Origin of the sequence: Streptomyces sp. MMBL 11-1 (genome assembly GCF_028622875.1) — a bacterium.
In the GTDB taxonomy this organism is placed as follows: domain Bacteria; phylum Actinomycetota; class Actinomycetes; order Streptomycetales; family Streptomycetaceae; genus Streptomyces.
In genome coordinates this window covers 4,383,760-4,396,619 of sequence record NZ_CP117709.1, presented here as the reverse complement: position 1 = coordinate 4,396,619, position 12,860 = coordinate 4,383,760, and the positions used below count along the sequence as shown (strand labels likewise).

The window sequence follows — 12,860 nt, the reverse complement described above, 5'->3', positions numbered from 1 at the left end:
GTCAGCCACGCAACCACTGGCGGTGAGGGGCGTCAGCCGCACCACTACCGACGGTGAGGGGCGTCAGTCTCGCCACCACCGGCGATGAGGGGCGTCAGCCGCGTCACCACCGGCGATGAGAGGCGTCAGCCGCGTCACCACCGGCGGTGAGGGGGATCAACCGCGCGGGCGACGTCCGCGACCCGCGGGGCCGTCGTCCTCGTGGCCCCCGAGCAGCTCGTCCGCCAGGGTCGGCAGATCGTCCAGCGGGGTCTCCTCCGCCCAGTCGGGGCGGGGGCGCGTGCGGCGGCCCTGCTGCCGGTCGGGCGTCTCTCCGGCGTTCGGGTCCTCGACCTGCGGCAGTTCCCGGGTGCGCTCGTTCTCGCTCTCCGCGGGCGAGGACGCCGGGCTCTCGTCCCGGAAAAAGCCCTGGGGCACCCGGTCGGAGGGCCGATCGGCGGAGACCGGCGGCAGCACGGCCGTCTCGTCCGCCTCCCGAGCCTGCGGGCGGTCCGCCGGCCGCTGGTCCGAGAAGCGCGGCAGCATCGCCGTCTCGTCGTCCCCGAGAGCGGATCCCGAACGGGCACCCGTGCCCGTGCCCGTACCGGATCCGGATGGACGGTCGTCCTCCGGCCGGACCGCCGGGACCGGCTGCGTGATCTCGTTCGGGTTCACGATCGGCGTGGGCACCGTGAGCTCGTTCTCCGGAACGGACGGGCCCTCCGACCGCGAGGACGACGGCGAGGAGCTCTCCGGACGCGAGGCGCGGGACGCCCGCGCCTCCTCCGCACGCCGGGCCTCCGCCCGGTCGGCCTCGGCCCGCGCCGCCTCCGTACGGGCGGCCGCCTCGGCCTCGGCCCGGCGGCGGGCCTCCTCGGCGCGCATCAGGGCCTCTTCGGCCTTGCGCTGCTTCTCCAGGCGCTGCGCCTCGGCCTCCTTGCGGAGCCGGGCCTCCTCCTCGGCCTGCTTGCGCAGGCGTTCCTGCTCGGCCTCGCGGACGCGCTCCTCGGCCTCCAGCCGGAGCCGGTCCTCCTCGGCGCGGCGGCGGGCCTCCTCGGCGCGCTGCCGGGCCTCCTCGGCCTGGCGCTCGGCCTCGCGGCGGCGGGCCTCCTCCAGCTCGCGCTGCTTGCGCTCCTCCTCCTCGGCGCGCAGCCGGGCGAGCTGCTCCTGGCGCTCCTTCTCCAGGCGCTCCTCCTCGGCCTTGCGCGCGGCCTCCTCCTCCGCCTTGCGCCGGGCCTCCTCGATGGCCTGGCGGCGGGCCTCCTCGATGGCCTCGATCTCGGCCTCGGAGAGCGGCAGGAGCTGGTCGAGCCGGTGGCGTACGACCGTGGTGATCGACTCCGGCTCCTGGCCGGCGTCCACCACCAGATAGCGCGTCGGGTCGGCGGCGGCCAGGGTCAGGAACCCGGACCGCACCCGCTCGTGGAACTCGGCCGGTTCCGACTCCAGCCGGTCCGGCGCCTCCGTGAACCGCTCCCGGGCTGTCGCCGGGTCGACGTCCAGCAGCACCGTCAGATGCGGTACGAGGCCGCTCGTCGCCCACCGCGAGATCCGGGCGATCTCGGTCGGGGCCAGATCCCGGCCCGCGCCCTGGTAGGCCACGGACGAGTCGATGTAGCGGTCGGAGATGACGATCGCGCCGCGCTCCAGCGCCGGGCGGACGACGGAGTCGACGTGCTCGGCGCGGTCGGCGGCGTACAGCAGGGCCTCGGCCCGGTTGGACAGACCGGCGGAGGACACGTCGAGCAGGATCGACCGCAGCCGCTTGCCGACGGGGGTGGCCCCGGGCTCGCGGGTCACGACGACCTCGTGGCCCTTGGACCGGATCCAGTCGGCGAGCGCCTCGACCTGAGTGGACTTGCCCGCACCGTCGCCGCCCTCCAGGGCGAGGAAGAAGCCGGTGGCGGCGGGCGCGACGGCCGGGTCGCCGCCGCGCAGCGCCTCGCGCAGGTCCCGGCGCAGCGGCACGCCCGCCCGGTCGTCCGTCCTGGCGAGGACGAGGGCGGCGACGGGCAGCAGCAGCGCGCCGAGCAGCATCAGGGTGAACGCGGCCCCGCCGTGGGCGAAGACGAAGTCGCCGGCGACCAGGCGGTGCCGCCCGATCGCGGCGGCCAGCAGGGGGCCCGCGACCGCGCCGAGCGCGACGAGCACCCGGACGACGGCCTGGAGGTGCTCGGTGGTCCGGGCCTGCCGGAACGCCTCGGTCTCCTGGTCGATCAGGGTGTGCCCGGTGTTCGCGGCGACCCCGGCGGCGTAACCGGCGAGCAGGGCGATGGCGATCCCGGTCGCGGTGTCCGGCACCAGGCCGAGCGCGAGAAGCGCGAGGCCGGTGACGGTCGTGGCCAGCGCCAGCAGACGGCGGCGCGACAGCGTGGGCAGCACGTGGCGCGCGGTGCGGATGCCGAGGGCGGTGCCGCCGGTCAGTCCGAGGATGAGCAGCGCGAACGTCGCGGGCCCGCCGCCGAGGTCGTAGGCGTGCAGTACGGAGACGGCCGCGGCCGCGGCGATGGCTCCGGCGAGGGCCGCGCAGACCGCGACCAGCAGGGGGACGGCACCGGTGCGGCCCTTGTCGGGGCCGTTGCCGGTGGCGGGGCGGCGCAGGCCCTCCAGCGGGGAGCGCGGCCGGGGCGTCTGCGTGGCCGGGAACTGAAGGAAGTACAGGATGGAGATGGAGGCGGAGAAGAACCCTGCCGCGACATAGGACCCCAGCGCCGCCTGGTGGAAGGAGAACCACTCCAGGCCGGAGCCGAGGAGGTTGCCGACCAGGGTGGCGGCCAGCAGGGCCACCGCGGCGGCCGGCACGGCGAGGAAGTTCGTACGCAGCGAGAGGCGGCGCAGGGCGTCGAGGTGGTCGGGCAGGGGGCGTACGGCCGCGCCTTCGAGGGGCGGGGCGGGCAGCAGCGCCGGGGCGGCACTGTCCTTGGCCACGGCCCACAGGCGCTCACCGGCGCCGGTCACGAAGACGGTGATGAGGATCATCATGAGCGCCTTGTCGGGCGTCCAGTCGATCCACAGCGGGGCGACGACCAGGAGCGCCAGGCGCAGCCCGTCCACCCCGATCATCAGCCATCGCCGGTCCAGCTTTCCGCCGGGCCCCGTGAGGGCCGTCAGAGGCCCCAGGAGTACGGCTCCGAAGAACAGGGTGGAAAGGATCCGGGCACCGAAGACGGCGGCGACGGCGAAGGCCGCCCCGCGGTATCCGGTGCCGAATGAGCCCTCAAGGACCGCCGCTTGCAGCGACAGCAGCACCAGCACGAGAAGGGCGAGTGCATCGCCGATACCGCCGACGAGCTGGGCACTCCACAACCGCTTCAGCGGGGGAATACGCAACAGGGCCCGTACGGCGCGCTCGCGTGAGTCTGCGGCAAGTGTGTCGGAGGTGGGGCTCACGACCGTTGGCTGCTCGGCTCGCGTCATCCGCCCAGCCTATCGGCAGCGGCGCGGTGAACGTCGGCCCGTCCGAACATATGGACGCAGACAGCTTCCGGCCAACGTGCGCGAGCCTCTCTTGCACGCCGACGCCGCGCGCCCCTGTGCGACACCGCCACGCACCCCTGTGCGCCACCGCCGCGCACCCTTGCGCGCCACCTCCCGGCGACGCCTCCGAGCCACTCCCGGCACGCCTGCGCACCACCGCCCGGGCACGCCCGCGCGCCACGCCCGCGCACACCGCCCGGCCCGCCTGCGCACACCTTCCGGCAACGCCTGCGCGCCACTCGCCCGGGCGGCACGCCAACGCACCACCGCCCGGCACCTGGATCACTGGGATCGGGGTGCCGGGCGGCGGCTGGGTGCGGCCCGCGCGCGTCGGCGGGGTCAGTCGTCCGACGGGGCGGAGGAGGCGGCCGAAGCCGTCTTCTTCGCCGTCGCCGTCTTCTTGGCGGCCGTCTTGGCGGTCGTCGCCTTCTTGGCCGTCGTCGTCTTCTTCGCCGCGGTCTTCTTGGCGGCCGCGGTCTTGGTGGCCGCCGTCTTCTTCGCGGCCGTCTTCTTGGCCGTCGCCTTCTTCGCCGGCGCCTTCTTGGCCGTCTTCTTCTTCGCGGGCCCCTTGGCGCGCTTCTCGGCGAGCAGCTCGTAGCCGCGCTCCGGCGTGATGTCCTCGACGCTGTCGCCGGTCCGCAGCGTCGCGTTGGTCTCGCCGTCGGTGACGTACGCGCCGAAGCGGCCGTCCTTGACCACGACCGGCGCACCGCTGACCGGGTCGGTGCCCAGCTCCTTGAGCGGCGGCTTGGCCGCGGCCCGGCCGCGCTGCTTGGGCTGGGCGTAGATCGCGAGGGCCTCTTCGAGGGTGATGTCGAAGAGCTGCTCCTCGGAGGTCAACGACCGGGAGTCGGTGCCCTTCTTCAGATACGGGCCGTAGCGGCCGTTCTGCGCGGTGATCTCGACGCCCTCGGCGTCCTCGCCGACGACACGCGGCAGCGACATCAGCTTGAGGGCGTCGGCGAGGGTGACCGTGTCCAGGGACATGGACTTGAAGAGGGAGGCGGTCCGCGGCTTCACCGCGTTCTTGCCGGTCTTCGGCGTCCCCTCGGGCAGCACCTCGGTGACGTACGGGCCGTAGCGGCCGTCCTTGGCGATGATCTGGTTGCCGCTGACCGGGTCGGTGCCCAGCTCGAAGTCGCCGCTGGGCTTCGCCAGCAGCTCCTCGGCGAGCTCGACGGTCAGCTCGTCGGGCGCCAGGTCCTCGGGCACGTCGGCCCGCTGGTGGCCCTCGGCGTCCTTCTCGCCCCGCTCGATGTACGGACCGTAGCGGCCGACACGGAGCTTGATGTCGTTGCCGACGGGGAAGGAGGAGATCTCCCGGGCGTCGATCGCGCCGAGGTCGGTGACCAGGGCCTTCAGACCGCCGAGGTGGTCGCCGTCGCCGTTGCCCGCGTCGGAGGCCGCTCCGACGGCAGCGGTGTCGTCACCGGGCTGGACCCCGAAGTAGAAGCGCTTGAGCCACGGCACGGACTGGGCCTCGCCCCGCGAGATGCGGTCGAGGTCGTCCTCCATGCGGGCGGTGAAGTCGTAGTCGACGAGCCGGCCGAAGTGCTTCTCCAGCAGGTTGACCACGGCGAAGGACAGGAAGGACGGGACGAGCGCCGTGCCCTTCTTGAAGACGTAACCGCGGTCCAGGATCGTCCCGATGATCGAGGCGTACGTGGAGGGGCGGCCGATCTCCCGCTCTTCGAGCTCCTTGACCAGCGAGGCCTCGGTGTAGCGGGCCGGGGGCTTGGTGGCATGGCCGTCGACCGTGATCTCGTCGGCGGACAGCGCGTCGCCCTCGGCCACCTGCGGCAGCCGGCGCTCGCGGTCGTCCAGCTCGGCGTTCGGGTCGTCGGCGCCCTCGACGTACGCCTTCATGAAGCCGTGGAAGGTGATCGTCTTGCCGGACGCGGAGAACTCGGCGTCCCGGCCGTCGCTCGCCCGGCCACCGATCTTGACGGTGACGGAGTTGCCGACGGCGTCCTTCATCTGGGAGGCGACGGTCCGCTTCCAGATCAGCTCGTAGAGCCGGAACTGGTCGCCGGTGAGCCCGGTCTCGGCGGGGGTGCGGAAGCGGTCGCCGGAGGGGCGGATCGCTTCGTGCGCCTCCTGCGCGTTCTTGACCTTCCCGGCGTACGTACGCGGCTTCTCGGGGAGGTAGCTCGCCCCGTACAACTGCGTGACCTGGGCCCGGGCCGCGGCGACCGCGGTGTCCGAGAGGGTCGTGGAGTCCGTACGCATATAGGTGATGAAGCCGTTCTCGTACAGCTTCTGCGCCACCTGCATGGTCGCCTTCGCCCCGAAGCCCAGCTTGCGGCTCGCCTCCTGCTGGAGGGTCGTGGTCCGGAAGGGGGCGTACGGGGAGCGCCGGTACGGCTTCGACTCGACGGACCGGACCGCGAAGGAGGAGTCGGCGAGCGCGGCGGCCAGGGCGCGGGCGTTCGTCTCGTCCAGGTGCAGGGTCTGGGCGGAGCCGGCCTTCAGCTGCCCGTCGGGGCCGAAGTCGCGGCCCTGGGCGATCCGGCGGCCGTCGACCGCGCTGAGGCGGGCGGTGAGGGTCGAGGGGTCGGAGGCGTCACCGGTGCGGCCGGTGGCGAACTTTCCGGTCAGGTCCCAGTACTCGGCGGAGCGGAAGGCGATGCGCTCGCGCTCCCGCTCGACGACGAGCCGGGTGGCGACGGACTGGACGCGGCCCGCCGAGAGCTTCGGCATGACCTTCTTCCACAGGACCGGCGAGACCTCGTAGCCGTAGAGGCGGTCGAGGATGCGGCGGGTCTCCTGGGCGTCGACCATGCGCTGGTTGAGCTCGCGCGGGTTGGCGACGGCGGCCCGGATCGCGTCCTTGGTGATCTCGTGGAAAACCATCCGGTGGACCGGGACCTTGGGCCTGAGCACTTCCTGGAGGTGCCACGCGATGGCTTCGCCCTCGCGGTCCTCATCGGTGGCGAGGAAGAGTTCGTCGGACTCGGCCAGCAGCTGCTTGAGCTTCCTGACCTGGGCCTTCTTGTCGGCGTTGACGACATAGATGGGCTGGAAGTCGTGTTCGACGTCCACCCCGAGGCGGCGTACCTCGCCGGTGTACTCGTCCGGGACCTCGGCCGCGCCGTTCGGGAGGTCGCGGATGTGCCCGACGCTCGCCTCGACGACGTATCCGGGGCCGAGATAGCCCTTGATCGTCTTCGCCTTGGCAGGCGACTCGACGATGACGAGTCGGCGGCCGCCCTGTGCGGTCTCGCTGGTCGGGGACAACTTCGCTCTTCTCTCCGGTCGACACTCGATGGGCATCCGGGCAGCGTCATGACGCTGCCCGGGTGCTGTCGCTGCGGAGTGTGACGGTACAACCCGCCCCCGTGTCAAACGGCAAAAGCCCGCAACGGCCACTCGAACGGTAACCCGACTTCCGCCATTCCTGCCGCCCGGACCGCCGGGTCCGGGCCACGCGGAGGCGTGGCCGATGCCTTTTCGGAGGTGGTCGCGGTGTCCGCCGGGCGTCCTGTCGGCCCGGGCGCCGCCCCGTCGGGGGCGGGGATCAGACGAGCGTGAAGCACCACACGCCGAGGCCGAGGAAAACAAGGCCGAAGAGCGTCGTGAGCGCGGTGGAGGCGACGGGGCTCACACCGTGCGCCACCGGCGCGCGGTGCAGGGCTCGCGCCCCTGTCCAGATCAGGAGGGCGGCGCCGAACAGCGACAGGGCCATGCCGGCGAAGACTGCTGAGACGCTCTCCATGTCGTACTCCCGGACCGTCGTGGCGAACCGCCCGGGACCGGCCGGCCGGTCCCGGAGCCGGACCTCGACGGCCCGGCACGGGGAGGTTGTCACCCCGGGGCATCGCCCACACGAACCCGGGATGAACAGCACTCTCCCGCCGCCCAGCGGAACACCATCGGCCGCATACGGAGCACGCGGCGGCCGTACACGACCGGAATGCGCGGCCCGGGCGCACCGGAGAGCGCGCCGATCCGGAACGCACTGGCGACAGGGACGACACCGCCCGACCGGGGAGCCTCCCCACTCCGTACCGGAAGGCGGTCACGGTCACGGTCGCAGGGCACGGACTCCAGGTCGCCGGTCGCCGTACCTCCGCGCACTCGGCGGTCTACCGGCCCCGCGGTACGACGTCGGGCGCCGGCTCCAGGAAGCCCTCCTCGACCAGCAGCCGGATCGCCTGCGGGGTGCGGTCACGCAGGAGCACCGGATCTTCCGCCATCAACTGTGCGATGGCGTCCAGGATCCGCCCCGCGGGCAGCGAGCCGTCGCACACGCCCGCGAACCCGGCCGCCACCGCGTCGACCTTGGTCGCCCGCATCATGCCGTGGTGCTGACGCAGCACCACATGCTCGGGATCCTCCGCGCCCGGCAGGCCGACCTGCTCCTGCACCACCTCGGCGGCGAGGACGAAGTGTCCGGCGAGCAGCGCCGCGTCGTCCTGGTCGCGGAGGTAGTCCTGGCGGGCGAAGTGCTCCTGTACGGCCTGCCCGAGCGGCTGCTGCACCGCGTGCGGCCATTCCTCGACGACGATCGAGGGGTTCCCGGCCGCCGCGGCGGCCGATTTGCGCAGGGTGATCCAGCCGAATCCGACGGCCGTGGCGCCCCGCGCCTCGAACGCGTCGAGCCACGCCTCGTACCGCTCGGCGTACGCGGCGGGGTCGCCGCGGTGGTCGCCGCTGTCGCGCAGCCACAGCTCGGCGTACTGCGTGACGTCCTGGACCTCACGCTGGACGATCCAGGCGTCACAGCCGGACGGCACCCAGGAACGCAGCCGGTCCTGCCACTCCTCGCCCTCCACGTGCTGCCAGTTGGCGAGGAACTGGGCGTAACCCCCCTCGTTCAGGTGGTCGCCGGACTGCTGCACCAGCGCCCGGCACAGGTCGTCGCCGCCCATGCCGCCGTCCCGGTAGGTGAGGCGGGCGGCGGGCGAGATGACGAAGGGCGGGTTGGAGACGATCAGGTCGAACGTGTCGGAGCCCACCGGCTCGAAGAGGGAGCCTTCGCGCAGGTCGGCGGGGGCGGCGCCGGACAGGGCGAGGGTGAGCCGGGTGAACTCCAGGGCACGGGGGTTGAGGTCGGTGGCGGTGACCCGGGTCGCGTGCTGGGCGGCGTGCAGCGCCTGGATGCCGGAGCCCGTACCGAGGTCGAGTGCCGAGGCGACCGGTGCCCGGACGGTGATCCCGGCGAGGGTGGTGGAGGCCCCGCCGACCCCGAGGACGACGCCCTCCTCGCGCGAGCCGATCCCGCCCGCACCGCCGACCGCGCATCCGAGGTCGGACACGATGAACCAGTCCTCGCCGTCCGGCCCCCCGTACGGCCGGACGTCGACGCACGCGCGGACCGTCCCGTCGGCATGGCTCACCCAGCCGTCCGCGACGCACTCGGCGAGCGGCAGGGCGGCACGGGCCCGCTCCTCGGCGACGGGACGCTGCAGAAGGAAGAGCCGCACCAGCGTGTCGAGCGGGGCGTCGCCCCGGGTGGCCCGCAGGGCGGGGACCGTCTCGCTGCGGGCGAGGGCGGCATAGGCGGGCGCGCCGAGGCGGTCGAGGAGCCCGTCCGCGGTGAAGTCCGCGGCGAGCAGGGCCTCACGGAGGGCGGCGGCGTGGACGGGTGCGGGAAGGCTGCTCTTACTCACCCACCCATTGTGTCCGCTCCCACCGACAACGGCAGCGGCCCGGACACCCACCGGGTGTCCGGGCCGGGAGAACGGCGCTCAGTCCTTCTTCTCCGCGGAATCCTTCTCCGCGGAATCCTTCTCCGAGGAGTCCTTGTCCGTGGACTCCTTCTCCGTCGGGTCCTTCTCCGTCGAGTCCTTCTTGTCGGAGGCCGTGCCCTCCGGGGCCTCGTCGGAGCCGGCCGCCCCGGAGCCGGAGGGGCCGGTCGAGGCAGTCGGCTTCTGGCAGCCCTTCTGCTTCGACATCGCGACGCCGACCTCGCCGGACTGGAGCTTCTTCAGAGCCTGGTCACCGCTGGTGCTGATCTTGTTCAGCTCGTCGGCGATGCCCTTCAGTCCGTCGGCGAACTTCGCCTGGTCCTTGGTGTCGAGCGCGTCGACCTCGGTCTTGAGGTCGGCGTACGCCTTGGAGGAGGCGTTGAGCTCCTTCACCGCTTCCTTCTGCGTGGTCTCACCGTCGTCGACCGGCGGCGGGCCGGCCGAGTCCACGGCGGCGCCCAGCGACTTGTATGCCTGGGAGATCTGCTGGAAGGCGGCCGAGTCGGTCTTCTGGACATCGGCGGGCTTGCTGTTGTCCGCGGTCTGCTGCTGGATGGAGGCGTTGGCGTTGGCGATCTTCTGCAGTTGCGGCTGAACCTGGTCGCAGACCTTCTTGGCCCAGTCGTTGACCTTGTTGTCGCTGTCGTCGCTGCAGCCCGACAGCGTCAGTACGAGTACCGCACCGCCGGACAGTGCGGCTGCGAGCTTCTTGTTCACCGGATTGGTCCCTTCCAATGCTCTCGGCCCCGGAACTTACACGCCGAGGGGGCGACAGCCAGGTGCCGGTCATCCGGTGTGCATGCTTTTGAAGCCATTTGCACCAAGGGAAATGAGGGAGATGCCACTCGCACAGAGAATCGGACACACGATCGGTCACTCACACGATCGGGCGCTCATCCCGGACGAGGCCGGGAGGCGGCGCGAAGAGAACGGAGGAGGGCTCAGGAGAGCGGAGGAGGGCGATGACAAAGAGACGAAGGCGGACGGCACGTCAGCACGAGCCGTCCGCCCACCCCTTGATCACACGTCACGTCGGCCGACGCGGGGCTCCCCTCCCTCCCGCGTACGTCTCACGGCGGCGCGCCGCCGCACATACGCCTCACGGGCCCGCATGCAGGTACGGATCCGGATCACGGGGCCGCCGCGGGATCCGGCGCGGGGACCGAGGGGCCGCCGTCCCCCGGGGCGTCGTCGTCGCCCACGGCGATGCCGCGCCGCTTGGAGACGTAGACCGAGGCGACGATGACGCCGATGGCGATGACGGCCACCAGCGCCCGCACCCAGGGATTCGCGTCCGCTCCGTAGCTGAACTGCACGATCGCCGGGGCGATGAGCAGGGCGACCAGGTTCATCACCTTGAGCAGCGGGTTGATCGCCGGGCCCGCCGTGTCCTTGAACGGGTCGCCGACCGTGTCCCCGATGACGGTCGCGGCATGGGCCTCGCTGCCCTTGCCGCCGTGGTGGCCGTCCTCGACGAGTTTCTTGGCGTTGTCCCAGGCCCCGCCGGAGTTGGCGAGGAACACGGCCATCAGCGTGCCCGTGGCGATCGCGCCGGCGAGGTACGAGCCGAGGGCGCCGACGCCGAGGGTGAAGCCGACCGCGATCGGCGCCAGCACCGCCAGCAGTCCCGGCGTGGCCAGTTCGCGCAGGGCGTCCCGGGTGCAGATGTCGACGACGCGGCCGTACTCGGGCTTCTCCGAGTAGTCCATGATCCCGGGGCGCTCGCGGAACTGCCGCCTGACCTCGTAGACCACCGCTCCGGCCGACCGGGACACGGCGTTGATGGCCAACCCGGAGAACAGGAACACGACAGCGGCGCCCAGGATCAGGCCGACGAGGTTGTTGGGCTGCGAGATGTCCAGGCTCAGCCCCAGCTCGCCCGCCCCGGCCCCGACCTCGTCGACCGCCGTGGCGATGGCGTCACGGTAGGACCCGAAGAGGGCCGCCGCCGCGAGCACGGCGGTGGCGATGGCGATGCCCTTGGTGATGGCCTTGGTCGTGTTGCCGACCGCGTCCAGGTCGGTGAGCACCTGGGCGCCGGCCCCCGTGACGTCCCCGGACATCTCGGCGATGCCCTGGGCGTTGTCCGAGACCGGCCCGAAGGTGTCCATGGCCACGATGACGCCCACCGTGGTGAGGAGCCCCGTCCCGGCGAGCGCGACCGCGAAGAGCGCCAGCATGATTGACGTACCGCCCAGCAGGAACGCCCCGTAGACACCGAGGCTGATCAGCAGCGCGGTGTACACGGCCGATTCCAGGCCGATGGAGATGCCCGCCAGCACCACGGTCGCCGGGCCGGTGAGCGCGGACTTCCCGATGTCTCTGACCGGGCGGCGGTTGGTCTCGGTGAAGTAGCCGGTGAGCTGCTGGATGAGCGCGGCCAGGGCGATGCCGATGGCCACCGCGACCAGGGCGAAGATGCGCGGATCGCCGCCATGTCCGGCGATCGCTTCGTCGGTGACCCCGTCCAGCTCCGCGTACGAGGAGGGCAGATAGGCGAAGGCTGCGACGGCCACCAGGGCGAGCGAGATCACCGCGGAGATGAAGAAGCCCCGGTTGATCGCGGTCATCCCGCTGCGGTCGGCGCGGCGCGGGGCCACCGCGAAGATCCCGATCATCGCGGTGACGACGCCGATCGCCGGGACCATCAGGGGGAAGGCGAGACCGGAGTCGCCGAACGCAGCCGTACCGAGGATGAGCGCCGCGACGAGCGTCACGGCGTACGACTCGAAGAGATCAGCCGCCATGCCCGCGCAGTCACCGACGTTGTCGCCCACGTTGTCGGCGATGGTGGCGGCGTTGCGCGGGTCGTCCTCCGGGATGCCCTGCTCGACCTTGCCCACCAGGTCGGCGCCGACATCCGCGGCCTTGGTGAAGATCCCGCCGCCGACCCTCATGAACATGGCGATCAGCGCCGCGCCGAGACCGAACCCCTCCAGCACCTTGGGCGCGTCGGCGGCATAGACGAGCACCACGCAGGAGGCCCCGAGCAGACCGAGCCCCACTGTGATCATTCCGACCACGCCACCGGTACGGAAAGCGATCTTCATCGCTTTGTGCGAGACCGCGGTGAGATCCTTTTCCGGTTCCCCTTCCGCTGGGGTCGCCTCACGCGCGGCCGCGGCCACCCGCACATTGCTCCGTACGGCGAGTCGCATACCGATGTATCCGGTCGCCGCCGAGAAAAGCGCACCCACCAGGAAGAAGAGGGAACGCCCCGCGCGTTGCGACCAGTTGTCGGCCGGCAACAGGAACAACAGGAAGAACACAACAACGGAGAAGACGCCGACCGTGCGCAGTTGTCGGGCGAGATAGGCGTTCGCGCCTTCCTGCACCGCTGCGGCGATCTCCTTCATGCGCTCGGTGCCCTCGCCGGCCGCCAGGACCTGGCGTACGAGCAGCTGGGCGACGATCAGCGCGGCGACGGCGACGACCGCCACCAAGATGACGATCAGCCGGTTGCCGTCGGTGAGTACCGCCGCCGCGAGGGAGACGGGTCGGTCGGAAAACGCGGATTCTTGCGTCAGTGCTGCCATGGGGGTGGTGAAGAACTCCGCCATACGTCCTCCTTGACGCTCATCGCTCAAGTCGTGGACGGATTGTAGGGAGCGGAACCTGATCAGAACAGTGGATGGGAAGAGAATTGATCCCTCTCCCCCCAACGCCAAGAGATCAGCGGAGAGATTCTGCTCGAATGCAGTAATGAGGCAGGCG

General features: G+C 71.8%; 6 protein-coding genes. All 6 read right to left on the bottom strand.

Annotated elements, in window-relative coordinates; translation table 11 throughout:
- Positions 1-156: 156 nt before the first annotated feature.
- Entirely contained in the window at positions 157-3,396 is a 3,240-nt protein-coding gene (tmk, locus tag PSQ21_RS19300; RefSeq protein WP_274031855.1) for a dTMP kinase, read from the bottom strand.
- Positions 3,397-3,795: 399 nt separating this feature from the next.
- Positions 3,796-6,693: a type I DNA topoisomerase gene (topA, locus tag PSQ21_RS19295; RefSeq protein WP_274031854.1), complete on the bottom strand. Its 2,898-nt coding sequence runs from the start codon at positions 6,691-6,693 to the stop codon at positions 3,796-3,798.
- Positions 6,694-6,973: 280 nt separating this feature from the next.
- Positions 6,974-7,171, bottom strand: coding sequence for a hypothetical protein (locus PSQ21_RS19290; protein ID WP_337961703.1), 198 nt, complete (start codon positions 7,169-7,171; stop codon positions 6,974-6,976).
- A 370-nt stretch (positions 7,172-7,541) separates the two neighbouring features.
- Entirely contained in the window at positions 7,542-9,068 is a 1,527-nt protein-coding gene (locus PSQ21_RS19285; protein ID WP_274031850.1) for a class I SAM-dependent methyltransferase, read from the bottom strand.
- Positions 9,069-9,146: 78 nt separating this feature from the next.
- The gene (locus tag PSQ21_RS19280) at positions 9,147-9,863 is read right to left on the bottom strand and encodes a small secreted protein (protein ID WP_274031849.1); all 717 of its coding nucleotides are present in this window, start codon (positions 9,861-9,863) and stop codon (positions 9,147-9,149) included.
- Positions 9,864-10,276: 413 nt separating this feature from the next.
- Complete coding sequence (locus PSQ21_RS19275; protein WP_274031847.1) at positions 10,277-12,706, bottom strand: sodium-translocating pyrophosphatase; 2,430 nt, start codon at positions 12,704-12,706, stop codon at positions 10,277-10,279.
- Between the last annotated feature and the right edge of the window lie 154 nt (positions 12,707-12,860).